At 74.1% G+C, this 22,257-nt stretch carries 23 protein-coding genes and 1 pseudogene; 11 read left to right on the top strand and 13 right to left on the bottom strand.

Annotated elements, in window-relative coordinates:
• From ACFQ11_RS25725 to ACFQ11_RS25710, 4 genes and pseudogenes are all read left to right on the top strand, one after another.
• Positions 1-413: pseudogene (locus ACFQ11_RS25725) on the top strand (hypothetical protein); the annotation flags it as partial.
• A gap of 57 nt (positions 414-470) precedes the next feature.
• Positions 471-797: a hypothetical protein gene (locus ACFQ11_RS25720; RefSeq protein WP_378303007.1), complete on the top strand. Its 327-nt coding sequence runs from the start codon at positions 471-473 to the stop codon at positions 795-797.
• A 30-nt stretch (positions 798-827) separates the two neighbouring features.
• Positions 828-1,424: a TetR/AcrR family transcriptional regulator gene (locus tag ACFQ11_RS25715; RefSeq protein ID WP_378303005.1), complete on the top strand. Its 597-nt coding sequence runs from the start codon at positions 828-830 to the stop codon at positions 1,422-1,424.
• Positions 1,425-1,484: 60 nt separating this feature from the next.
• A complete protein-coding gene (locus ACFQ11_RS25710; RefSeq protein WP_378303003.1) occupies positions 1,485-1,745 on the top strand; it encodes an RtcB family protein in 261 nt (86 codons plus the stop codon).
• A 12-nt stretch (positions 1,746-1,757) separates the two neighbouring features.
• Here ACFQ11_RS25710 and ACFQ11_RS25705 read toward each other — a convergent pair whose 3' ends face one another.
• Entirely contained in the window at positions 1,758-3,188 is a 1,431-nt protein-coding gene (locus tag ACFQ11_RS25705; RefSeq protein ID WP_378303001.1) for an aldehyde dehydrogenase family protein, read from the bottom strand.
• 153 nt (positions 3,189-3,341) lie between these two features.
• Here ACFQ11_RS25705 and ACFQ11_RS25700 point away from each other — a divergent pair, with 153 nt between their 5' ends.
• Positions 3,342-4,523 (top strand): acyl-CoA dehydrogenase family protein, encoded by a 1,182-nt coding sequence (locus tag ACFQ11_RS25700; RefSeq protein ID WP_378302999.1) that lies wholly within the window; start codon positions 3,342-3,344, stop codon positions 4,521-4,523.
• Between the two features lie 87 nt (positions 4,524-4,610).
• Positions 4,611-5,069: an SRPBCC family protein gene (locus tag ACFQ11_RS25695; protein WP_378302996.1), complete on the top strand. Its 459-nt coding sequence runs from the start codon at positions 4,611-4,613 to the stop codon at positions 5,067-5,069.
• A 9-nt stretch (positions 5,070-5,078) separates the two neighbouring features.
• Here the strand turns inward: ACFQ11_RS25695 and ACFQ11_RS25690 are convergent, their stop codons facing one another.
• The 4 genes from ACFQ11_RS25690 to ACFQ11_RS25675 all read right to left on the bottom strand — a co-directional run bounded on the left by ACFQ11_RS25690 (position 5,079) and on the right by ACFQ11_RS25675 (position 8,517).
• A complete protein-coding gene (locus ACFQ11_RS25690; protein ID WP_378302994.1) occupies positions 5,079-5,873 on the bottom strand; it encodes an enoyl-CoA hydratase/isomerase family protein in 795 nt (264 codons plus the stop codon).
• Positions 5,870-6,811, bottom strand: coding sequence for an alpha/beta hydrolase (locus tag ACFQ11_RS25685; protein ID WP_378302992.1), 942 nt, complete (start codon positions 6,809-6,811; stop codon positions 5,870-5,872). The genes ACFQ11_RS25690 and ACFQ11_RS25685 overlap by 4 nt, the downstream gene beginning before the upstream one ends.
• 69 nt (positions 6,812-6,880) lie before the next feature.
• Positions 6,881-7,597, bottom strand: a complete 717-nt coding sequence (locus tag ACFQ11_RS25680; RefSeq protein ID WP_378302990.1) for a gamma-glutamyl-gamma-aminobutyrate hydrolase family protein — start codon at positions 7,595-7,597, stop codon at positions 6,881-6,883.
• Positions 7,598-7,716: 119 nt separating this feature from the next.
• Complete coding sequence (locus ACFQ11_RS25675) at positions 7,717-8,517, bottom strand: helix-turn-helix domain-containing protein (RefSeq protein WP_378302988.1); 801 nt, start codon at positions 8,515-8,517, stop codon at positions 7,717-7,719.
• 109 nt (positions 8,518-8,626) lie between these two features.
• Here ACFQ11_RS25675 and ACFQ11_RS25670 point away from each other — a divergent pair, with 109 nt between their 5' ends.
• A complete protein-coding gene (locus ACFQ11_RS25670; protein ID WP_378302986.1) occupies positions 8,627-9,025 on the top strand; it encodes a PaaI family thioesterase in 399 nt (132 codons plus the stop codon).
• Between the two features lie 56 nt (positions 9,026-9,081).
• On the opposite strand, the gene ACFQ11_RS25665 is transcribed toward ACFQ11_RS25670, so the two are convergent.
• Together ACFQ11_RS25665 and thyX are read right to left on the bottom strand one after the other, a co-directional pair.
• The gene (locus ACFQ11_RS25665) at positions 9,082-9,792 is read right to left on the bottom strand and encodes a dienelactone hydrolase family protein (protein ID WP_378302984.1); all 711 of its coding nucleotides are present in this window, start codon (positions 9,790-9,792) and stop codon (positions 9,082-9,084) included.
• A 73-nt stretch (positions 9,793-9,865) separates the two neighbouring features.
• The gene (gene thyX, locus ACFQ11_RS25660; RefSeq protein WP_378302982.1) at positions 9,866-10,663 is read right to left on the bottom strand and encodes an FAD-dependent thymidylate synthase; all 798 of its coding nucleotides are present in this window, start codon (positions 10,661-10,663) and stop codon (positions 9,866-9,868) included.
• 160 nt (positions 10,664-10,823) lie between these two features.
• Between thyX and ACFQ11_RS25655 the strand changes: the two genes are divergently transcribed.
• Entirely contained in the window at positions 10,824-12,884 is a 2,061-nt protein-coding gene (locus ACFQ11_RS25655; protein WP_378302980.1) for a molybdopterin-containing oxidoreductase family protein, read from the top strand.
• A gap of 125 nt (positions 12,885-13,009) precedes the next feature.
• On the opposite strand, the gene add is transcribed toward ACFQ11_RS25655, so the two are convergent.
• Positions 13,010-14,035, bottom strand: a complete 1,026-nt coding sequence (gene add / locus ACFQ11_RS25650; RefSeq protein WP_378302978.1) for an adenosine deaminase — start codon at positions 14,033-14,035, stop codon at positions 13,010-13,012.
• 98 nt (positions 14,036-14,133) lie between these two features.
• Between add and ACFQ11_RS25645 the strand changes: the two genes are divergently transcribed.
• On the top strand, positions 14,134-15,132 hold the full coding sequence (locus tag ACFQ11_RS25645) for a helix-turn-helix transcriptional regulator (protein WP_378302976.1): 999 nt from the start codon (positions 14,134-14,136) through the stop codon (positions 15,130-15,132).
• Here the strand turns inward: ACFQ11_RS25645 and ACFQ11_RS25640 are convergent.
• The 3 genes from ACFQ11_RS25640 to ACFQ11_RS25630 all read right to left on the bottom strand — a co-directional run bounded on the left by ACFQ11_RS25640 (position 15,123) and on the right by ACFQ11_RS25630 (position 18,735).
• Positions 15,123-16,058, bottom strand: coding sequence for an SDR family oxidoreductase (locus tag ACFQ11_RS25640; RefSeq protein WP_378302974.1), 936 nt, complete (start codon positions 16,056-16,058; stop codon positions 15,123-15,125). The genes ACFQ11_RS25645 and ACFQ11_RS25640 overlap by 10 nt on opposite strands.
• A 74-nt stretch (positions 16,059-16,132) precedes the next feature.
• Positions 16,133-16,279, bottom strand: a complete 147-nt coding sequence (locus tag ACFQ11_RS25635) for a GPGG-motif small membrane protein (RefSeq protein ID WP_169528911.1) — start codon at positions 16,277-16,279, stop codon at positions 16,133-16,135.
• Between the two features lie 308 nt (positions 16,280-16,587).
• On the bottom strand, positions 16,588-18,735 hold the full coding sequence (locus ACFQ11_RS25630) for an anthranilate synthase component I (protein WP_378302971.1): 2,148 nt from the start codon (positions 18,733-18,735) through the stop codon (positions 16,588-16,590).
• A 456-nt stretch (positions 18,736-19,191) separates the two neighbouring features.
• On the opposite strand from ACFQ11_RS25630, the gene ACFQ11_RS25625 reads away from it, so the two are divergent.
• Both ACFQ11_RS25625 and mctP read left to right on the top strand, forming a co-directional pair.
• The gene (locus ACFQ11_RS25625) at positions 19,192-19,434 is read left to right on the top strand and encodes a DUF3311 domain-containing protein (RefSeq protein WP_378302969.1); all 243 of its coding nucleotides are present in this window, start codon (positions 19,192-19,194) and stop codon (positions 19,432-19,434) included.
• Positions 19,435-19,438: 4 nt separating this feature from the next.
• Positions 19,439-21,049 carry a monocarboxylate uptake permease MctP gene (gene mctP, locus ACFQ11_RS25620; protein ID WP_378302967.1) on the top strand — a complete coding sequence of 537 codons (1,611 nt, stop codon included), beginning with the start codon at positions 19,439-19,441 and terminating at the stop codon, positions 21,047-21,049.
• Between the two features lie 96 nt (positions 21,050-21,145).
• Here mctP and ACFQ11_RS25615 read toward each other — a convergent pair whose 3' ends face one another.
• Entirely contained in the window at positions 21,146-21,547 is a 402-nt protein-coding gene (locus ACFQ11_RS25615) for a phosphomannose isomerase type II C-terminal cupin domain (RefSeq protein ID WP_378302965.1), read from the bottom strand.
• Positions 21,544-22,197, bottom strand: a complete 654-nt coding sequence (locus tag ACFQ11_RS25610; protein ID WP_378302963.1) for a TetR family transcriptional regulator — start codon at positions 22,195-22,197, stop codon at positions 21,544-21,546. The genes ACFQ11_RS25615 and ACFQ11_RS25610 overlap by 4 nt, the downstream gene beginning before the upstream one ends.
• Between the last annotated feature and the right edge of the window lie 60 nt (positions 22,198-22,257).

The following is a 22,257-nucleotide window of genomic DNA, read 5'->3' as shown; positions in this document are numbered from 1 at the left end:
TCCAGGACGCGGCCGGACGCGCCGGCGAGCAGCTCGCCCGCGTCGGCATCGGCGAGTACGCCCGCCGCTCGGACCGCGCCGTCCCGCCCGACGTCGCCCGGCTCGCCGACCTGGCGCGCGCGCTCGCCGCGGACCCGTCCGTCCTGCTCTTGGACGAGCCGTGGACGGGCCTGCCCGAGCGGCGGTCGCGGGCGCTGGAGGTGCTGCTGCGCGACCTCGCCGCCGAGGGCCTGGCGATCCTGGTCGCCGGGCACGACCTGGAACCGGTCCTCGGCGTCTGCGACGTCGTGCACGTCCTGGACGGCGGCCGGGTCGTCGCGAGCGGTCCCCCGGCCGAGATCCGCGCGTCCGCCCGCGCCCGCGGCGCCCACCGGAACGCACACCCCCCGAACGCCCGCCTCACGCCCCGCTGAGCCCCCCCGCCGGCCTCCAGGCGGCAGGCTCCACCGCCCCTCACGACCGGCAGCCGGATGGCTCCGCTGTTCCGGGGTCCCGGTGCGACGACGGCGGCCGTCGAGCCGGTCGCCGTGGAGCCGCTCGGGGACGGCGCGACCGCGTACCGGATCGTCGACGCGAGCGGCGTCGCCTCGCACCGGGTGGCGATCGCCCGGATGCCCGGCCATCTGATCGAGGTCCGGATCCCGGCCCAGTCGCCCGAGCCGCCCGGCGACATGGCCGTCCGGTTGCGGCGGGTCGCGCGGGCCGCCTACGAGCGGGCGGCGGCGACCCTCGGGCGAGGGACTCCGCCCGGGACCCGGAAATGCGCACCGGGTGATAATGGGAGTCCGCCACCGTGATCGACTCGTCCAGCATCCGGAGGAACGCCGATGGGCACCGCCGACCGTCCCGTGCGCGAAGCACTGCTGGACGCCGCGCACGCGCTGCTGGTCGAGCGGGGGTACCGGGGCCTGCGGATGCAGGACGTCGCCTCCGCCGCGGGGGTGAGCCGCCAGACCGTCTACAACGAGTTCGGCGACAAGTGGGGCCTGGCGCAGGCGGTGGTGATCCGCGACAACGACCGGTACCTCGACGGCATCGACCAGGTGCTGTCGGAGCACGCCGACCTGTTCGACGCGGTGGTCGCGGCCGTGCGGTACACGCTGGAGACGTCGGCGGACGACCAGCTGAAGAAGGCGGTGCTCACCGGCGCGGGTGGGGAGGAGCTGCTGCCGCTGCTGACGACGCAGGCGGAGCCGCTGCTGTTCACCGCCAGCGCCCGGCTCACCGACCACGCGACGCGGCAGTGGCCGGATCTGGACGCGGCGGCGCTGGCCGAGGCCGCGGACGCGGCCGTCCGGCTGACGATGAGCCACCTCATGCTGCCGTCCGGGCCGCCCGAGCGGGCGGCGCTCTCCGTCGCCCGGATGGTGGCGGGCTACCTGGCCGCCGGAAAACCGGGTGACGCCGCCGGGCGCGCGCGGTAGCGACCCGAGACCTGCTTGTCCTGCGATGCACTCAATCCACCATCCGGCGCGGGACGGCGGGTGCCGCGCGGCGCGGCGGCGCGCGGGGGCGACGCCGAGCTGGACGCGTTCCTGCGGGAGTTCCGGGTGGTCACGCCGCTGGACCATCGCGACCCGCGGGCGGCGCGCCGGCCGGACGTCGTGGCCGCGTGGCGGCGCGACCCGAAGCAGGAGGCGCCGTGGGCCTACAAGGACATCGGCCCGGTGGTGTCGGCCCTGCACGGCGGCGGCGTCGCGTCGCCGGTCGCGGAGCTGCGGCCGCTGCTGACCGTGAAGGGGTGAGGCCCGGCCGGGTCAGGGCGCGGTCTCGATGTGGACGACCTTGACCGCGGTCATCTCGTCGAGCAGTTCGGGCCCGTACCCGAAGCCCTCTCCGGAGGCGCCGCGCGGGGTGGCGGCGCCTCCGGGGGCGCCGCCGAACACGGCGTTGACCTTGACGGTCCCGACGGGCAGGTCCCGCCAGGCGCGCTGCGCGTGGGCCATGTCGCGCGTGAGGACGGTCGCGGCGAGGCCGTGGCGGGCGCGGCGCGCGGCGTCCAGTGCCTCGTCGAAGGACGCGACGGCGCGGACGGGCGCGACGGGCCCGAACGTCTCCTCGGCCATGATCGCCATGGCGTCGGTGCAGCCGTCCAGCACGGTCGCCGGGTAGAACGCGCCGGGGCCGTCCGGGATCTCGCCGCCGGCCAGGACGCGCGCGCCGTCGGCGACGGCCTTCTCGACGTGCTCGTGCACCTGGGCGCGGTGGCGTTCGTCCACCAGCGGCCCGAGTTCGGTGCCCGGGTCGAAGCCCGGTCCCGTCCGGACGGCGCGGGCGCGTTCGGTGAGCGCGTCGAGGAACGCGGCGTGCAGCGACTCGTGCACGTAGATCCGTTCGACGGAGGTGCAGATCTGCCCGGCGTTCGCGAAGCACCCGAGGGCGGCCTGCCCGGCCGCCCAGCGGGGGTCGACGCCCGCGTCGACGATGAGCGGGTCGGTGCCGCCGTTCTCCAGGAGCGCCTTCGCGCCGTTGCGGGCGGCCAGCTCGGCGATGCGGCGGCCCGCGCGGGTGGAGCCGACGTGCGCGACGACGTCGGGGCGCGGGTCGGCGGCCAGCGCGTCGCCGGTGCCGCCGTCGCCGGTGACCAGGTTGAGGACGCCGTCCGGCAGGGCTCCGGCGAGCAGCTCGGCGAGCAGCGCGCCGGTGTGCGGGGTCCGCTCGGACGGCTTGTGCGCCACCGTGTTGCCGGTGACGACGGCGGCGCCGATCAGCCCGCAGGCGATGGCGACCGGATCGTTCCACGGTGTGATCACCGCGACGACGCCGCGGGGCTCGCGGACCATGAGGTCGGTCGCCGTGCGGCCGCCCTGCAGGCTGCGGCCGCCGTGCAGCGGGCCCAGCTCGGCGTACTGCCGCAGGGTGCCGATCCCGGCCTCGACGCCGCCGCGGGCGTCGTCCGCGGGCTTGCCCATCTCGGAGGTGACCAGCGCGGCCAGCTCGTCGGCCCGTTCCTCGACGGCGTCGGCCGCGGCGCGCAGCGCGGCGCCGCGCTCGGCGGCCGGGACGGCGGACCAGCCGCCCGGCGCGGCGGACGCGGCGGACACGGCGTCCTCGGCGTCGGCGGCGGAGCAGATCGGCACCTCCCCCACCGGCTCCCCGGTCGCGGGGTCGGTCACCGTGAACGTCTCGTCCCCGGTGCCGCCGCTCCACCGGCCGCCCGCCAGCGTCCAGCCGTCCCGCACTCGCATCCGAACCTCCGCGTCGTCTCGTCTGTCGTCGGGTCCCGCCTACCCGGGAGGGGCCGGTTCAATGGCCGCCACCCGATGTCAGTGACCACTTACCGGGTCGGCTACGGTGGGACCCGAGCGGACGCCGAACAGGACGGACACCAGGAGGCTTGCGTGGACTTCGACCTGCCGGAGAGCGCGATCGCGGTGCGCGACGGCGTGCGGGCGATCGCCGGGAAGTACGACCAGGAGTACTGGAGCCGCTGCGACGCCGAGAAGCGGTGGCCCGAGGAGGTGTGGCGGGAACTGGTCGCGGGCGGCTGGCACAGCCTCGCGATCCCCGAGGAGCACGGCGGCGCCGGGCAGGGCCTCCTCGAGCTCGCGGTCGCGCTGGAGTCGCTGGCCGAGGGCGGCGCGGGCGGTGCCGCGTCGTTCATGTACCTGCTCACCCCGGCGTTCGGCGGGCTCACCATCGCCCGCCACGGGACGGACGCGCAGCGCGCCGAGTTCCTCCCGAAGATCGCCGCCGGGGAGCTGGAGACCTGCTTCGCGATCACCGAGCCCGACGCGGGCAGCAACGCCATGAACATCTCCACCCACGCCCGCCGCGACGGCGACGGCTACGTCGTGACCGGCCAGAAGATCTGGATCTCCGGGATGGAGCGCGCCGACTTCCTCGTGCTGGTCACCCGGACGATCCCGGCCGCCGAGGCGCGCCCGCGCACCGCGGGCTTCACCGTCCTGCTCGTGGACGTCGGGGAGGCCGTCGAGGCGGGCACGCTGACGTACCGGCCGATCCCGAAGCTCGGCACGAACACCGTCGCGTCCAGCATGGTGTTCCTGGACGGCGTGCGGGTGCCGGCCGGCCGGGTGCTCGGTGAGCCCGACCGGGGCTTCGCCGTCCTGTGGGACATCCTCAACCCCGAGCGCATCCTCGCGGCGGCCGGCGGCGTCGGCTCCGGCGAGCTGGTGCTGCGGATCGCCTGCGACTACGCGCGCGACCGCGCGCCGTTCGGGCGGCCGATCGGCGCGAACCAGGGCGTCGCGTTCCCCCTCGCCCGGATCAAGGCGCAGGTGGAGCTGGCCCGGCTGATGACCTACAAGGCGGCCTGGCTGTGGGACCGCGGCCGGCCGTGCGGCTCGGAGGCCAACATCGCCAAGCTCACCGCGGCGGACGCCGCGTGGCAGGCGGCCGACCGCGCGTTCCAGACGTACGGCGGGATGGCGTACTCGCTCGAGTACCCGGTCGCCCGGATGTTCCGCGACGCCCGCATCGCCAAGAACATCCCGGTCGCCGAGGAGCTCGTCCTCGCCCACATCGCCCAGCACGAGCTGGGGCTGCCGCGCTCGTACTGAGACTCCGCCCCTCCGGGTGTTGCCGAGATCACACCGGCCGGGCGAGCATGAGGGGCGTCACCGCCCTCAGCGCCGAGGAGACCCGCGATGCCCAGGTCCTACGCCAGCGCCGTGCTCAACGCGACCGCCGACGACGTGTGGTCCTACCTGCGCGACTTCGGGAACGTCGCCGAGTGGATGCCGGGCGTGGAGACCGGCGTCATCGAGGACGGCGGCCCCGCCGACCGGATCGGCTGCGTCCGCCGGCTCATCGGCCCCGGCGACTCGGTGTTCCGCGAGCGCCTCACCGCCCACGACGACGCCGGCCGCGCCTACCGCTACGAGATCCTCGAATGCCCGCTGCCGGTGCGGGACGTGCGCGGCCGGCTGCGGGTCTCCCCCGTGACCGGACCCGTCACCGGGCCCGACACCGGGCCCGGCCGGTCGTTCGTGGAATGGTCGGCGGACTTCACCGCCGACGCGGGCGACGAGCTCGCCATGGGCCGCACGCTCGAACGCGGCATCTACGCGACGGGCCTGGAGGCGCTCGCCCGCCGGTTCGGCTGACCCGCCCGGTCAGCCGAACTCGGGCGGGCGCTTCTCGCGGAGCGCCGCCACGCCCTCGCGCACGTCCAGCCCGGTGAACCCGAAGAACTCCATCGCCAGCGACGCGTCGAACGCCGGCCCCGCCGCCCGCAGCCAGTTGTTGAGCGCGTACTTGGTGAACCGGATCGCCTCGGCGGGCCCGGCCGCCAGCCGGCCGGCGATCTCCAGCGCCCGGTCGTGCACCTCGGCGTCGTCCACGCACAGCGACACCAGGCCGATCCGCTCGGCCTCCTCGCCGGTGAGGACGTCGTTGAGCAGCAGGCGGTACTTCGCCTTCGCCATCCCGCACAGCAGCGGCCACACGATGACCGCGTGGTCGCCGGCCGCGACGCCCAGCCGGGTGTGCCCGTCGATGATCTTCGCCGAGCGGCCCGCCACCGACACGTCCGCGAGCAGCGCCACCGCCAGCCCCGCGCCGACCGCCGGGCCCTGGATCGCGCTGACCACCGGCTTCGAGCAGTCGATCACGTTCATCACGATGTCGCGGGCCTCGCGCATGATCCGGCGCCGCGCCGCGTGGTCGTCCATCATCTCCTCGATCATGGACAGGTCGCCGCCCGCCGAGAACGCCTCGCCCTCCCCGCGCACCACGATCGCGCGCACCTCGTCGTCGGCGTCCGCGTCCCGCCAGATCCGCGCGAGCTCCCCGTGGCCGACCGCGTCGACCGCGTTCAGCCGTCCCGGCGCGCTCAGCGTCACCCGCAGCACCCCCGGCGCCGCCCGGTCGATCCGCAGCCGCTCGTACGTCCCGTACCGGTCGCTCATGACGCCTCCCGCTCGCAGTGGCCGAATGCCGTTCGCAATCGTGCCACGGCGTACGCCACCGCCTCGGCACCGGCGTCGAACACCTCCGGCAGCAGGAAGAACGAGTGCACCATCCCGTCGTAGCGCCGCAGCTCGACCGGCACCCCCGCCGCCGCGAGGCGCCGCGCGTACGCCTCGCCCTCGTCCCGCAGGATGTCGCACTCCGCGGTGATCACCGTCGCGGGCGCGGCACCGCGCAGATCGGGGGCGCGCAGCGGCGCGAGCCGCGGATCGCGCGGGTCGGCGCCGCCCCGGTACAGGTCCATGAAGCGCGACAGCGTCGCGGCGTCGAGCCCGTAACCGCTGCCGTACTCCCGCCAGCTCGCGGCGTCCCGCGCCGTGTCGGTCACCGGGTAGACCAGCAGCTGGTGCGCCAGGGACACGCCCCGGTCGCGGGCGAGCAGCGCGACCGCGGCCGCGAGGTTCCCGCCCGCGCTGTCGCCGGCCACCGCCACCGCCCCCGGCACGGTCCCGAACCGTCCCGGCTCCCGGACGGCCGCCGCGACGACCGCCCACGCGTCGTCCACCGCGGCCGGGAACGGATGCTCGGGCGCCAGCCGGTACCCGACGCTCAGCACCGCGCAGCCCGCGTCCGCCGCGAGGTCGCGGCACAGGCCGTCCACGTTCTCGATCCCGCCCAGCACCCAGCCGCCGCCGTGCAGGTACACCACGGCCGGCAGCGGCCCCTCCGCCGGGCGGTAGAGCCGCACCGGCACCGGGCCGCCCGGGCCCCGCACGGTCAGGTCGTCCACGAACGGCAGCTCGCGGCCCTCGACGGGGACCACCGCCCCGACCCGCTCCCGCATCTCCGCGATCGTGGGTTCCGCCGCGTCCGGGGGCCCCGCCGTCCAGGCCCGGAGCGTCTGCAGGTAGCTCACGGTCTGCGGGTGCAGCGGCATGCGGCGGCCTCCGGGGAAACGCGGCGGAATCTACCGGTTCGTCTTCCCCCGCCGCCGGGACGCCAACCGCTACCCGCCGCGCGCCGCCGTCACCAGCGCCTCGAACAACCGGCCGTCCTCCCCCTCCTCGGGATGCCACTGCACGGCCAGCCCGAACCGGTGCCCCTGCAGCTCCGCGGCCTCGACGACCCGGTCGTCCGCCCACGCCACCGCCGCCAGCCCCTTCCCGAGCCGCCCCACCGCCTGGTGGTGCAGCGTCGGCACGTCCGCGGACTCGCCGAGCACCTTCCCGGTCAGGCTGTTCGGGGCGATCCGCACCGCGTGCGTCCCCATCCGCCCCCGCACCGGCGCGTGCCCCTCGTGCCCGACCGCCTCCGGGAGATGCTGCACGAGTGTCCCGCCCCGCGCCACGTTCAGGATCTGCAACCCCCGGCAGATCGCCAGGAACGGGACGTCCGCGTCCACCACCGCCCGGGCCAGCGCGAGCTCGAACCGGTCCCGCTGCGGCTGCGGCGGGTCCGTCTCGGGATGCCGCTCCGCCCCGTACAGCTCGGGGTCCACGTCGGCGCCGCCCGCGAGCACGATCCCGTCCAGCCGCTCGACCAGCGCGCCCACCCCCCGCAGCGACGCCGTCGGGGGCAGCAGCACCGGCACCCCGCCCGCCCGCTCCACCGACCGCACGTACGAGACCGGCAGGAGCGCCGCCTCCCGCACCCACATGCCCCAGCGCGCCGGTTCCTGACACGCGGTGACGCCGATGAGCGGCACCCGGCCGACCTCTGACATGGGTCGTTCCCCTCTCCCGGCCGGTGTCCGCGGCCGGGCGGCTCGTCCGTCAGGAGAGTCCCCCCACCATGTCGTCCCCGCCTCCCCCGCCGCAAGAGGGCGCACCCGTCACCGGCGCGTCACCAGCCCGCGCGTTCCCGCAGATAGGCGCCCGTCTCCGCGTCCGCCGGATAGAACGACTCGATCGCCAGCTCCGCGACCGTGATGTCGACCGGCGTACCGAACGTCGCGATCGTGCTGAAGAACGACAGGTCACGGCCGTCCACCCGGATCCGCAGCGGGACGAACACCTCGTGATCCGCCGGCGGCGCGATCGCCTCGCCGACGTCCCCCGGGAAGTCCCGCAGCTCCCGGTACAGCTGCGCCAGCGACGCGTCCGCCGTCAGCCGCACGTGCCGCCGCACCCGGTCGATCATGTGGGCGCGCCACTCCGCCAGGTTCAGGATGTTCTTCGCCATCCCGTCCGGGTGCATGCTCAGCCGCAGCACGTTCAGCGGCGGCTCCAGCAGCTCCGGCGGCGCGCCCTCCGTGAACAGCGCCGCCGCGCCGTTCGCGTCGATCAGGTTCCAGAACCGGTCCACGACCACCGCCGGGAACGGCTCGTGCCCCTGCAGCACCTGCTTCAGCGCCGCCCGGACCGCGTCCATCCGCGGCTCCTCGATCGGCGTCTCCTCGAACACCGGCGCGAACCCGGCCGCCACCAGCAGCAGGTTCCGGTCCCGCAGCGGGACGTCCAGGTGCTCGGCGAGCCGCAGCACCATCTCCCGGCTCGGCGCCGACCGCCCCGTCTCCACGAAGCTCAGATGCCGCGTCGACACCCCCGCCTCCGACGCCAGCTCCAGCTGGCTGAGCCTCCGCCGCTGCCGCCACGCCCGCAACTGCTCCCCGATCGGCCGCACATCGCTCATGATCGTCGTCACCGCACCGACGCTACCGGCCGCACCGCACGGCGGCGATGACGTCCGAGGTAATGGACCGGCCCCCGCGTGCTCGCGAAGCTGGGGTCCGTCCGACACCTCAGGAGGAACGATGACGCCCGCACCCGACCGCCTCGTCGACGCCATGCCGTTCGCCCGCGCCCTCGGCGTCGAGATCGACACCGCGGGCCCCGATGAGGTCACCGGCCGCCTCGACTGGGCGCCCGACCGCTGCACCGCGGGCGGCGTCCTGCACGGCGGCGCCCTCATGGCCCTCGCCGACACGCTCGGCGCCGCGTGCGCGTTCCTCAACCTCCCCGAAGGCGCGTCGACCACGACGCTCGAATCCAAGACGAACTTCTTCCGCGGGGTCCGGAACGGCCGCGTGCGCGGGACATCGCGTCCGCTGCACGTGGGCCGCACCTCGATCGTCGTCCAGACCGACCTGCACGACGACGACGGCCGCCGTGTCGCCCAGGTGACGCAGACGCAGGCCGTCCTACGGGCCTGACGGTTCCGCCGGAGGCCGCGCCCTGCTCATACGAGCCCGGGGCTTTACGTTGTAGATCATTTGCGGACGTGGTCGTCGAAGAACGCGAAGAGGCGCGACCAGGCGTCCGGGGCGTTCTCGCGTCCCCTGCCCATGCCGAAGACGATCTTCGAGACGGGGCCGAGCGGACCCGGCGGCTCGGTGTCGGTGAGGAACCCGTGGCCGGTGCCCGGGTACTCCTTCACGTCGTGCGGCACGCCGGCGTCGGTCAGCACCCGCTCCAGCTTCCGCGCCGTCCCCCGCAGGGTGGGGTCCGCGGCGCCGTACCCGGCGACGATCGGGCACGCGTCCCGCAGCGCCTCCTCGGGGCGGCGCGGCAGCATGCCGTAGTTCACCGCGGCCGCGCGAAAGTCGTACCGCGCCGCCGCGACGAGCGCGAAACCGCCGCCCATGCAGAAGCCGCACACCCCGATGTCGCCGGTGCAATCGTCCCGTCCGGCCAGCCAGGCCCGCGTCGCCTCGATCGCGTCGTAGGTCGCACCGCGCCCGGCGCGCATGTCGCGCATCGCCTTGGTGACGCACCGCAGCCACGGCGCGCCGCCGTACAGGTCGGGCAGCACGGCGAGGTAACCGTGCGCGGCGAAGCGGTCGGCCTGGGCGCGCATGTCCGCGGTCGGCCCGAGGGCCTCGAACAGGACGACCACGCCGGGCCAGGGCCCCTCCCCCTCGGGGACGGCCAGGTACCCGGGAAGGTCACGTGATCCGGTGGGAATCTCGACGTCCGTCATACCGCCCAAGCCTCCCGCAACCGGGGGCCGGCGCCCAGGGCCCGACGGTGATCCCCCGGGGGTTACCGGTGGATCAGACCTTGCGCCACTGCGGGACCCACGCGCCGTCCTCGACGACGTAGTCGCCGAACAGGTCGGGGGCCTCCTTGCGCAGCACCTCGCCGATCTTGCCGAAGAGCAGGCGGATCTCCTCCTCGGCGCCGGGGGCGGTGCGGTTCTCCAGGGTGTGCCGGAGCGTGCGGACGTTGGCCGTCCACACGAGGCCGGTCGCGACGCCCTCCGGAGCGAAGCGGCGCATGAACGACGTCTTGTGCTTCTTCTCCTTGAACGGCACGCCCTCGTCGTCCAGGCCGAAGTGGTCGGCCATCCAGCCCTGGAACTCCTCCATCTGCTCGAGCAGGGCGGTGGCGCGCTTCATCAGCTCGGCGTCCTCGCGGGCCCACTCGGGGAACCAGAACGGGATGTCCTGGAGCCGGACGAACCGGAGCGACTCCTGGGAGATCGCCACACCGGGACGGTGCCGCACGAGTTCGTGGGTGAGGACGCGGCTGCAGTTGTGCAGGACGAAGCTGAAACTGACGTGCTCGAGCACCGACCCGTGGAGGCTCCGGAGGATGTTCTCGAGGTACTGGCCCTGGTCGGTCCGGACCTTGGTCACGTTGGGGTTGAGACCGGGCTCCCACGAGCGGTAGCAGAGCCGCCCCGCGAACTCGGCGAGGTTCTGCGGATCGTTCAGCTCCGCGTCGAGCTCGCCGCGGTCGAGCCGCGCCAGCCAGCTCTCCCCGCCCACGTCCCGCAGGTACCGGGCGACCTCCTCGTAGTCCAGCTCCGGCCGTGCGACGAGGTACACCTCGGGCTCGACGCTCTTCACTCTCGCATCCCCCTACGCTCCGCTTCGGTCGCCCTAAGGAAACCATCATCCCGGCGTGCCCGCGACATGGGCGCACGCCGAGGCCGTCAGGTGCGTCCGGGTGTGATGCTGCTGGGTGCATGACGCACACTGGTGGGATTCGTCTGGTTGGAGGGGCGCGATGGACGTTCCGGCGCGGGAAGCGCACGCGGGGGCCGAACTGAAGGTACTGGGGGCCTGCCCGCTCGACTGCCCCGACGGCTGCTCGTGGGTGGTCACCGTGCGCGACGGCGAGGCGGTGCGGCTCCGCGGCAATCCCGAGCACCCGTACACGCGGGGCGCGCTGTGCGCGAAGGTGAACCGGTGGCTCGAGCGGGCGGCCCAGCCGGACCGGATCCTGCACCCGATGCGCCGGGTCGGCCGCAAGGGCGAGGGACGGTTCGCGCGGATCTCGTGGGACGAGGCGCTCGGCGAGATCGCGGAGCGCCTCGAGGACGTCGTCCGGGAGCACGGCGGCGAGGCGGTCTGGCCGTACTGGGGCACCGGGACGCTGGGGTACCTGCAGGGGCTCGAGGGGTACTCGGGCCGGCGGTTCTTCAACGTGCTCGGCGCGTCGGCGCACTACGCCAACATCTGCTCCGCGGCGGGCAGCGCGGGCATGGAGGCGACGGTCGGTTCGGCGGGCGGCATGGACCCGGAGGACCTCGCGCACGCCGGGCTGATCCTCCTGTGGGGGTCGAACCCGCTGACGAGCGGCCACCACGTGTGGAAGTTCGTGCAGGACGCGCGCAGGGCCGGGGCGCACCTGGTCGCGATCGACCCCGTGCGGACGCGGACGGCGCAGCAGGCGGACGAGCACCTCGCGCCGCTCCCCGGGACGGACGCGGCCCTCGCGCTCGGCCTCCTGAACGTCGTCGTCGGGGCGGGCGCGCAGGACGAGCGGTTCCTGCGGGAGCACACGGCGGGCTGGGCGCAGTTCCGGGAGCGGATCGCGGCGTGCCCGCCGGAGCGCGCGGCGGAGATCACCGGGGTTCCGGCCGAGCGGATCGCGGCGCTCGGCGAGCGGATCGCCCGGACGCGGCCGACCGCGATCCGCGCGACGCAGGGGCTGCAGCGGCACGCGGGCGGCGGGACGGCGCTGCGGGTGCTGGCGTCGTTCGCCGCGGTGACGGGCGACTGGGCGCGGCGCGGCGGCGGCCTGGCCTTCTCGACGTCCGGCCACAACCGCCTGAACAAGGCGGCGCTTTGGCGGGACGACCTGCGGCCCGGGCCGGTGCGGACGCTGTCGATGACGCGGCTCGGCGAGGGGCTCCTGGACGTCCAGGACCCGCCGGTCAAGGCGCTGTTCGTGATCGCCGCGAACCCGGTGGGCAGCACCCCGCACCAGAACCGGGTGCGGGCGGGCCTGGCGCGCGAGGACCTGTTCACGGTCGTGATGGAGCAGTTCCCGACGGACACGGTCGACTACGCCGACATCGTGCTCCCGGCGACGGCGCAGCACGAGCACACGGACCTGCACGAGGGGTACGGACACCTGTACCTGACGTGGAACGAGCCGGCGGTGGCGCCCCCCGGGGAATGCCTGCCGACGACCGAGACGTTCCGGCGGCTGGCGCGGCGGATGGGGTTGACCGAGCCGAGCCTGTACGACTCGGACGAGAGCCTCGCCGAGCAGCTCGTCGCGTCCGACCACCCGTGGATGGCGGGCGTCACGCTGGACCGGCTGCGCAAGGAGGGTTTCGTGCGCATGTCGGTCCCGGACCCGTTCCTGCCGTACGCCGAGGGGTTCCCGACGCCGTCGGGGCGGCTGGAGTTCCCGCGCGAGGCGTACGTTCCCCCGGCGGAGGTCGCCGACCCGGAGCGGGCGGCGCGGTACCCGCTGGCGCTGATCTCGGCGGCCTCGCACGAGTTCCTGAACACGCAGTTCGCGAACAATCCGGAGCTGCGGCGCCGGGCGGGCGACCTGGCCGTCCGGCTGCATCCGGACGACGCCGCCGCGCGCGGCCTCGCGGACGGGCAGCGGGTCCGGGTGGCCAACGACCGGGGCGGCTTCGACGCGGTCCTGCGGGTGACCGACCAGGTCAGGCCGGGCGTCGCGGCGACGCCGAAGGGACACTGGGCGAAGTTCTCCGGCGGGTCGAACGCCAACGCGGTCGTCGCCGAGCGCGACACCGACCTCGGCGCGGGCCCGGTGTTCCACGACACCCGCGTGGAGGTGACCGCCGCCGACGCTCCCGGGTGAGCCACGGAACGCTCGCCGCCCCGGCGAGGCGCACTACGGCTCCGGGGACCGCGCCCGGCCGGGCCCCGGAGCCGTAGCGCCCGCCGGTCGCCGGTGGTGCGCGGCCGGCGGGCGCGCCGGAGGCCTCACAGCAGGGCGTCGATCTCCCCGGTGAGGGCGCGCTTGGCCGCGTCGTCCAGGCAGGACGCGGTGACGGCGTTGCGGGCGAGGGCGGCGAGGTCGTCGCGGCCGAACCCGAACGCCTCGGCCGCGGCGCGGTACTCGCCGGTGAGGGTCGTGTCGAACATGGGCGGGTCGTCGCTGTTCAGCGTGACGAACAGGCCCGCCTCCAGCATGCGCGGCAGCGGATGGCCGGCGAGGGCGGCGACCTGGCCGGTGCAGACGTTGGAGGTCGGGCAGACCTCGAGGGGCGTGCCGGTGTCGCGCAGGCGGGCCATGAGCCGCTCGTCGCGGACGCAGGCGATCCCGTGCCCGATGCGCTCGGCGCCGAGGTGGTCGAGGGCCTCCCAGATGGTCTCGGGGCCGGTCATCTCGCCCGCGTGCGGCAGGCTGCGGAGCCCGGCGGCGCGGGCGGCGCGGAACGCGTCCCGGATCTCGTCGCGGATCGGGGCGCGCATCTGCTCGATGCCGCCGATCCCGAAGCCCACGAGCGCCTCCGCCGGGTGCTCCAGCGCCGCCGTGACGGTGCCCCGCACCCCCTCGATCCCGAAGTCGGCGGGGATGTCGTAGATGTAGGCGACCTGGACGCCGTGCCGCCCGCGCGCCTCCCGGGCGGCGAGGTCGAGCGCCTCCCGCACCGCGTGGTGCGGGATCCCCGCGCGGACGTGCGACTGCGGGGTGACGGTCAGCTCGACGTACCGGACGTTCTGGGCGGCGAGGTCGCGGGCGGCGCCGAGGACGAGCGTCGCGACGTCCTCGGGCGTCCGGACGAGATGGTTGACGCGGTCGTAGACCTGGGCGAAGTGCGGGAAGTCGGTGAAGGTGTAGAACGCGCGCAGTTCACGCTCGTCCACGGGCACGCCGCCGTCGGGGTGCCGGCGGGCGAGTTCCAGGACGGTGGGGACGGACGCCGAGCCCACGAGATGGACGTGGAGCTCGACCTTGGGAAGGGCGTCGATGAACGCCTCGATGGTCGTCGTCTGGGTCGGCACGCGGCGACGCTAACAGCGGTTCGAGCAGCCGGAACAGAGAAACCGGACGATCCTGCCACGAAATTGTGAAGATCGCCCGCAGCGGGCACGATGGGGGTGTGCGCGCGTCCCGGTTGATCTCCCTCGTCCTGCTCCTGCAGTCGCGCGACCGCATGACGGCGGCCGAGCTGGCGCGGGAGCTGGAGGTGTCGGAGCGGACCGTGTACCGGGACGTGGAGGCGCTGTCGGCGGCCGGGGTCCCGGTGTACGCCGAGCAGGGCCGGGCGGGCGGCTACCGCCTCGTAGCCGGGTACCGGACACGGCTGACCGGGCTCAGCCGGGAGGAGGCCGAGGCGCTCTTCCTGTCGGGCCTGCCGGGCCCGGCCGGGGACATGGGCCTCGCCGACGCCGTGGCCGCCGCCGAGCTGAAGGTGCTCGCCGCGCTGCCGGGCCCGCTGCGGGACGCGCCCGCCCGCGCCGGGCAGCGGTTCCACCTGGACGCGCCCGGCTGGTTCCACGCGCCCGACCCGCCGCCGCTGCTGCGGGAGCTCGCCGCGGCCGTCTGGTCCGACGCGGAGGTCGAGTTGCGGTACCGGCGCAAGGACGGCGAGGTGACGCGGACGGCCGAACCGTACGGGCTCGTCCTGAAGAACGGCACCTGGTACCTGGTGGCGCTGGTCGGCGGCCGGGGCCGCACCTACCGGGTGGACCGGGTCGGGGCGGTGACGCCGACGGGCGCCACGTTCGACCGCGACGTCGACTTCGACCTCGCGGGCTACTGGCGGGAGCAGGCGGACGCGTTCGCCCGGTCGATGCTGCGGGAGGAGATCACCGTGCGGCTCAGCCCGGCCGGGATGCGGGGGCTGCGGTTCGCGGCCGCCGAGCACGCGGCGCGCCGGGCCGCCGAGGAGGCCGGGGAGCCCGACGCGGACGGGTGGCGGACGACCGTGCTGCCGGTGGAGTCGCTCGAGGTCGCGGCGCACGAGCTGCGGATCCTCGGCGCGGACGTCGAGGTGCTGGACCCGCCGGGGCTGCGGGCGCGGATGGCCGAGACCGCCGCCCGGATCGCGGCGCTGTACGCGCGGCCGGGCGGCGGCTCCGGGCCGGATCAGCGGTAGCCGGTGACGTCGGCGGGCTTGCCGGCCAGCACGACCTCGGTGATGTAGGCGTAGGCGTCCGGGCGGTCGCCGTCGACGTCGGTGAACCCGTAGACCTTCGCGAGCCCGCCGCTGGACTGCGACGTCCCGTTCCAGCGGGCCCGCTCCGGATCGGCCGCGAGGGCCGCCACGGCCCGCCCGACGAACGCGGGCGTCTCGGAGATCGCGAAGTGGGGGTCCTTCTCCGCGTGGTCGCGCCAGTCGTCCTCGGTGACGCCGAAGTGCTCGAGCATCGCCTCCGACCGCAGCCAGCCGGGCGTCACCGACACGGCCGTCCCGCCGTACGGGGCGATCTCCACCGACTGGGCGAACGCCATCCGGATCACGGCGTTCTTGACCAGGTCGTAGAAGTAGCCGCATTCCCGGCGGTAGTCCGCGTTGAACTCGGCGGTCCCGTCGGTGATCTCGACGACGAGACCGCCGGGCTCGCGGATCAGCAGGGGCAGCGCCCGGTGGCTGGTGATGGCGTGGGTGTCGATGGCGAGCCGCAGCATCCGCAGCCCGTTCTCCAGCGACTGCTCCCACAGCGGCCTGCCGAACTCGAAGAGGTGGTCGCTCCCCCAGATGTCGTTGACCAGGACGTCGAGGCGGCCGCGCTCGTCGTCGATGCGGCGGACCAGGCCGGCCACCTGCGCGGGGTCCAGGTGGTCGACCCGGACGGCGACGCCCTCGCCGCCCGCCGCCGTGACGAGCGCGGCGGTGTCCTCGATGGTCTCGGGACGGTCCATCTCCGACCGCGCGGACCGGGTGGTCCGTCCCGTGCAGTACACGGTGGCTCCGGCGGCGCCGAGTTCGACGGCGATGCCGCGGCCCGCGCCCCGGGTGGCGCCGGCGACCAGCGCGACCTTCCCCGCCAGCGGCGCGCTCTCGGTTGCGTTCTCGCTCATGCCGCCGATGCTGGCAGCGATACCTGACAGCGCGCGTCAGTCTTTTTCCGGGCCGCCGGAGATCTTCTCGGGCGTCAGCCGAAGATGCTGACGCCGCCGGGGCCGACGAGCAGGCCGACGACGATGAGGACGATGCCCCAGAGCAGGTCGCGACGGGCGATCAGGACGTACGCGCCGGCGATCACGAGGATCACCGCGATGAGCCAAAGAATGAACATCATGCTGCCGGGGTCCCCCGGGGAAGGACCATGAAACACCCAATTGGATTCGGCCGACCGAAATCAGGGTTCTATGCCGGGCAAAGGACGGCCCGGGGTGCGGCCGCCGGTGCGGAGGAGGGAGCGCGCCTCCCTCCTCCGCCGGGATAACGGCGGTCACACGCGCCGCGGGCGACGCGGTGGCCGGAACCGATTCTGCCGTGCCGAGCCCGCCGAGGACAGCACCGCAAGGACCATTTCCTGCGGTCCGCAATCCACCTCCGGAATGACGTTCGGTTCATCACTCCGGAGGGGGCGGGCCGCGGGCGCGGTCAGCGGCAGAGCCGCAGCACGTTGGCCACGATGCGGTGCCCGGCGCCGCCCGCCGCGGTGAGGATCGACTCCGGATGGAACTGGACGGCCCAGCGCCGCCGCTCCGGGTTCTCGATCGCCATCACCACGTCACCGGTCGTCGCCGTCACCTGGAAGCCCCTCACCCGGTCGGGCGTGGCGTGCAGCGAGTGGTAGCGGGCCGCGGTGAACTCGTCCGGGAGCCCCGCGAACAGCCCGCCGCCGGTCACCTTCACCTGGCCCGGCTTGCCGTGCGACGGCTCGGGCAGCAGGTCCAGCGCACCGCCCGCGTGCTCGACCATCGCCTGCAGGCCGAGGCAGACGCCGAAGACGGGCAGGCCCCGGGCGTCCAGGGCGTCCAGCAGGGCGCCCGTCGCGAAGTCGTCCGGCCGCCCCGGGCCCGGCGACAGCACGACCAGGTCGGGGGCGTGCTCGTCCAGCAGTCGCGCGGGGAAGCCGTGCCGGAGCGTGACCACGTCCGCGCCGTGCTGCCGGAAGTAGTCGGCGAGGGTGTTGACGAACGAGTCCTCGTGGTCGACGAGCAGCACCTTCAGCCCGTCCCCCGGACGCTCCGGCGCGGGCTCCGGCTCCGCCGCCGCGTCGTCCCGCGCGGCCGCGAGAGCGCCCAGCAGCGCGCTCGCCTTCAGGTGCGTCTCGCGCTCCTCCTCGTCGGGGTCGGAGTCGTAGAGCAGCGTCGCGCCCGCCCGCACGGTCGCGACGCCGTCGCGGATCTGCGCAGTCCGGAGGGTGAGGCCGGTGTTCATGGACCCGTCGAACCCGACGAATCCGACCGCCCCGCCGTACCAGCGGCGCGGCGAGTCCTCGTGGTCCTCGATGAACTGCATGGCCCACGTCTTGGGCGCCCCGGTGACCGTCACCGCCCACATGTGGGTGAGGAACGCGTCCAGCGCGTCGAACTCCGGCCGCAGCCGTCCCTCGATGTGGTCCACGGTGTGGATGAGCCGGGAGTACATCTCGATCTGCCGGCGGCCCAGCACCCGCACGCTGCCGGGCACGCACACCCGCGACTTGTCGTTGCGGTCCACGTCCGTGCACATGGTCAGCTCGGACTCGTCCTTCGCCGACGCCAGGATCGTGCGGATCTGCTCGGCGTCCTGCAGCGCGTCGCCGCCGCGCTTGATCGTCCCCGCGATCGGGCAGGTCTCCACGCGGTCGCCGGTCACCCGCACGAACATCTCGGGCGACGCGCCCACCAGGTACTCGCCGTCACCGAGGTTGAACAGGAACTCGTACGGCGCCGGGTTCGTCTCGCGCAGCCGCTCGAAGAACGCGGCGGGCGAGTCGCACCGGCCGTGCATGGCGTGCCCGGGCGTCACCTCGAACAGGTCGCCGCGGACGAACCGCTCCTTGGCGTCCCGCACCATCTGCGCGTACACGCCCGGCACGGGCTGCGGGGGCGGTTCCGCCGGGACGACGGCGGGCGTCGACCCGGTGTCCCGCGCGAGCCCGGCGGTGGACGTCCCGCCGACCTCGAAGTCGTAGGAGATGCGGTGCGAGGTCTCGCGCTTGCGGTCCACGACGACCATCTCGTCGGCCAGGTGCAGGACGAGGTCCCGCTGGTCGTCCGGCCGCTCGAGACGCAGCTTCAGCGGCTCGAACTGCAGCGACAGGTCGTAGCCGAACGCCCCGTACAGGCCGAGATGCGGGTCGTCGCAGCGGAACAGGCCGACGACGGCGCGCAGGGCGGTGAAGACGGTCGGCTGGCGGCTGCGCTCCTCCTCGGGGAAGAACTCCTCCGTGGGCGGGACGAACACCGCGCACTCGCCGGGCCCGTCGGCCCGCACCTCGCCCGTCCCGCGCAGCACCGCCGCGACGGCGGGCAGCACGACCCGGCCCCGCCCGTTGAGCGCCCGCGCCGTGACCGTCCGGCCGCGCGCGACGATCTCCAGGCACGGGTCGACGTAGGCCATGTGCCAGCGGCTGTAGCGCCCGGGATACTCCATGCCGGAGCTGAGCACCCCGCCGCGCCGCTCCCCCACGGCGGCGACGAGCGCGTTCAGCACGTCGGACTTGCGCTCGGGATCGACGGGCGTCGCGGTACGGGTGACCCGTACGCCCCCGGCCGTGACGAACTCGCCGGTCGTCGGCTGTTGTGAGACGGTCTCCACCGCGGTGGCCCCTCATCGTCGGGCCCTGCACCGGACGGACGGACGACACGTCACCGACCGCCGGGTGAGGGCGGTCGCCTGGTCTTGGAACGTGCACGAACCGGCGCCGCCTTAGCGGCGCCACCACCACTGGCCGGTGATTCGGCGGGGCACGGTTCGCATGGAACGAGCCTACCCGTTCCCGCCGCCCCCGGTCGACCGGCGCGGACGGCGAGCCGCCCGCCCGCGCCCGCCTCGTCGACGCGCCGAAGCAGGGGCGAGGGCGCCGGGCGCGAACGTGGGGCGGGGCCCGGGAGAAGCGCGCCGTCTGCGGGGCCGCGAGCCCTGGAGCGCTCCATCCAGTCGCGCCGTCGTCGACATCGACCCGTGCCCTGCGTCACGGTACGCTCCCCCGGTCTCACCGTGACACGGCCCCGTCTCACGATCCGGACGGGGTTCTGCGACGAGGAGGACCCTTTGACCTCGAAGGAAGACCCCGAGGGGCCGGACGCCCCGGCGCGGGCGCACCGCTCCGACCGCAGCCCGTGGAACTGGCTGCTGCTCGTCCCCGTCGTCCTGCCGCTGCTCACCTTCTTCTACAACAGCGACTCGCCCCGGCTGGCCGGCTTCCCCGCGTTCTACTGGATGCAGATGCTGTTCATCCCGCTCGGCGTGGCGTGCACCGTCATCGTGTACCGCATGACGCGGAAGCGGGGCTGATCCCATGGCGAGCGACCACATCACCGAGATCGTCATCTTCTCGGCGCTCTTCCTCCTGGTCAGCGCGATGGGCTTCGTCGCGGCGCGGTGGCGCAAGGCCGAGACACTGGACAACCTGGACGAGTGGGGGCTGGGCGGCCGCGGCTTCGGCAGCTGGATCACCTGGTTCCTGATCGGCGGCGACCTCTACACCGCCTACACGTTCGTCGCCGTTCCCGCACTGGTGTTCGGCGCCGGGGCCGCGGGCTTCTTCGCCGTCCCGTACACGATCGTCGTGTACCCGCTGGTGTTCCTCGTGCTCGTCCGGCTCTGGTCGGTGTCGCACGTGCACGGCTTCGTCACCCCCGCGGACTTCGTCCGGGCCCGCTTCGGCTCCCCGACGCTGGCGCTGGCCGTCGCGATCACCGGCATCGTCGCGACGATGCCGTACATCGCGCTGCAGCTCGTCGGCATCGAGGCGGTGCTGAAGGCGATGGGCGTGCACGGGCACTGGCCGATCGTCATCGCGTTCGTGATCCTGGCGGCCTACACCTACCAGTCCGGGCTGCGGGCGCCGGCGCTGATCGCGTTCGTCAAGGACGTGCTGATCTACCTGGTGATCATCGTCACGGTGCTGTACATCCCGGCGAAGCTCGGCGGCTGGGGCGACATCTTCGACTCCGCGCGGGCCAAGTTCGACGCGACGGAGGATCCGGGGGACGGCATCCTGCTGGACGGTTCGAACCAGCTGAACTACGCCATGCTCGCGCTGGGGTCGGCGATGGCGCTGTTCCTGTACCCGCACAGCATCACCGGTGTCCTGGCCGCCAAGAACCGCAACGTGATCAAGCGGAACATGGCGGCGCTGCCCGCCTACAGCCTGGTGCTCGGCGTGATCGCGCTGCTCGGCTACATGGCGATCGCGGCGGGGGTGCGGCCGGTCGCCCACAACGGCGAGACGGACGGCAACACGATCGTCCCCGTGCTGTTCGACCAGATGTTCCCCGACTGGTTCGCGGGCGTCGCGTTCGCCGCCGTCGGCATCGGCGCGCTCGTCCCGGCCGCGATCATGTCGATCGCGGCGGCGAACCTGTTCACGCGCAACATCTACCGCGAGTACTTCAACCGGCACGCGACCGAGAAGCAGGAGGCGACGGTCAGCAAGCTCGTGTCGCTGATCGTCAAGGGGGGCGCGGTCGCCTGCATCCTGCTGCTCGACCCGCAGTTCTCCATCGACCTGCAGCTGATCGGCGGCGTGATCATCCTGCAGACGCTGCCGGCGGTCGCGCTCGGCCTGATGACGCGCTGGTTCCACCGCGGCGCGCTCATCGCCGGGTGGGCGGCGGGCCTGCTGACGGGCCTGGCGCTGCTGTACCAGATCCCGAACCCGGCCAAGGGCAAGGAGCACTTCGGCGGCTCGGCCTACCCGCTGAGCGACTTCGGCCTCGACACGAGGACGACCCTCTACGTGGGCGTCATCGCACTGCTGATCAACGTGCTCGTCGCCGTGGTCGGCACCGTGGTCTGCCGGGCGGCGAACGTCCGGGACGGAGTGGACGCCACCAGGGAGGACGACTACCTCGCCGACGAGAACGACCCGAAGACCAAGGAGATCGCGATGACGAGCAGCACCTGACCGGTCCCGTCGCGGCGGGCCCGCGGCCGGCTCTCCGGAGCCCGCCGCGGGCCGCCGCGGGCCGTGCCGCGGCCCGACCGTCTCGCGCGGACCGGGTCAGACCCGGCCGTAGGAGTCCTCGAGGCGCTCGATGTCGTCCTCGTCGAAGTGCCCGAACGCGATCTCCATGACCCGCACGGCGGGGCCGTCCGAGCTCAGCCGGTGCGTCTCCCCGGCCCGGATGAACACGCGCTCCCCCACCTGCGGCAGGATGCGGCGGCCCGCCACCTCGAACACCGCGCCGGGGTCGAGGGCGACCCACAGTTCGTCGCGGTCGCGGTGCCGCTGCAGGCTGAGGCGCTGCCCCGGCTCCACGTGGATCAGCTTGACCGTGGACGGCTCGTTGAGCGTGTACCGCTCGAAGCCGCCCCACGGCCGCCGCTCGGTCTCGATCTCCGGCTCCGGGCGCAGGTCGGCGTCGGCGGCCGGGTCGGGTCGCAGGTCGGTCTGCACAGTCACCTCGGGAATTCTGGTTCGCGGAACAACTGCTGGGCGCGGGCGCCGGTGGCGGCGGCCGGCAGGCCGCCGAGGATGAGGTCGGCGAGGCCGTCCACCACCGCCTCCCTCGGCACCTCGTCGTCGTGGTCGAGCCACCAGTCGCCGGCGGTCTGCACCATGCCGACGATCGCGTGGCCCCACACGTAGGCGCGGGTCCGGTCCGCCATCTCGCCCTCGGCGATCATGACCTCGGCCAGTTCCCGGCTCAGGTCGCGGATCATCGTGCTCATCACGCTGTGCGTGGCGGCGTCCTCCGCCCCGGCCCGGTGCATGAGGAACCGGTACAGGTTGAGGTTCTTCGAGATCGTCGACAGGTAGCCGTCGATGGTGGACCGGGTGCGCTGCCGGATCGGGTCGTCGCGGGAGAACTCCTCCCGGATCGTCCCGATCAGCCGGCGGATGTGCCGTTCGGCCAGCGCCTGGTACAGGCCGCTCTTGTCGCCGAAGTGCCGGTACAGGATCGGCTTGCTGATCCCGGCCTCGGCGGCGATCGCGGCCATGGACGCCTCGGGGCCCTCCCGCTGGATGACCCGGTCGGCGGCCTCCAGCAGCGCGCGCCGGCGGCCGGGATCGCGCCGCGATCCCGGTCCGCCGCCCCTCGTGCCCGTCATGATCCGCTCACCGTACGCCCGGCCTGCGGGCGGGACGGCGCGAGGGTGACCGGAATCGGC

The organism is Actinomadura sediminis (assembly GCF_042675525.1).
Lineage (GTDB): Bacteria > Actinomycetota > Actinomycetes > Streptosporangiales > Streptosporangiaceae > Spirillospora > Spirillospora sediminis.
The sequence above is the reverse complement of the archived record's forward strand: the minus strand, read 5'-3'. Positions and strand labels throughout refer to the sequence as shown.

Coding starts and splice junctions, on each gene's coding strand:
- ACFQ11_RS25720 (WP_378303007.1), top strand. CDS start 471: ATGGCTCCGCTGTTCCGGGGTCCCGGTGCGACGACGGCGGCCGTCGAG.
- ACFQ11_RS25715 (WP_378303005.1), top strand. CDS start 828: ATGGGCACCGCCGACCGTCCCGTGCGCGAAGCACTGCTGGACGCCGCG.
- ACFQ11_RS25705 (WP_378303001.1), bottom strand. CDS start 3,188: ATGCGAGTGCGGGACGGCTGGACGCTGGCGGGCGGCCGGTGGAGCGGC.
- ACFQ11_RS25695 (WP_378302996.1), top strand. CDS start 4,611: ATGCCCAGGTCCTACGCCAGCGCCGTGCTCAACGCGACCGCCGACGAC.
- ACFQ11_RS25690 (WP_378302994.1), bottom strand. CDS start 5,873: ATGAGCGACCGGTACGGGACGTACGAGCGGCTGCGGATCGACCGGGCG.
- ACFQ11_RS25685 (WP_378302992.1), bottom strand. CDS start 6,811: ATGCCGCTGCACCCGCAGACCGTGAGCTACCTGCAGACGCTCCGGGCC.
- ACFQ11_RS25680 (WP_378302990.1), bottom strand. CDS start 7,597: ATGTCAGAGGTCGGCCGGGTGCCGCTCATCGGCGTCACCGCGTGTCAG.
- ACFQ11_RS25670 (WP_378302986.1), top strand. CDS start 8,627: ATGACGCCCGCACCCGACCGCCTCGTCGACGCCATGCCGTTCGCCCGC.
- ACFQ11_RS25665 (WP_378302984.1), bottom strand. CDS start 9,792: ATGACGGACGTCGAGATTCCCACCGGATCACGTGACCTTCCCGGGTAC.
- ACFQ11_RS25655 (WP_378302980.1), top strand. CDS start 10,824: ATGGACGTTCCGGCGCGGGAAGCGCACGCGGGGGCCGAACTGAAGGTA.
- ACFQ11_RS25640 (WP_378302974.1), bottom strand. CDS start 16,058: ATGAGCGAGAACGCAACCGAGAGCGCGCCGCTGGCGGGGAAGGTCGCG.
- ACFQ11_RS25635 (WP_169528911.1), bottom strand. CDS start 16,279: ATGATGTTCATTCTTTGGCTCATCGCGGTGATCCTCGTGATCGCCGGC.
- mctP (WP_378302967.1), top strand. CDS start 19,439: ATGGCGAGCGACCACATCACCGAGATCGTCATCTTCTCGGCGCTCTTC.
- ACFQ11_RS25610 (WP_378302963.1), bottom strand. CDS start 22,197: ATGACGGGCACGAGGGGCGGCGGACCGGGATCGCGGCGCGATCCCGGC.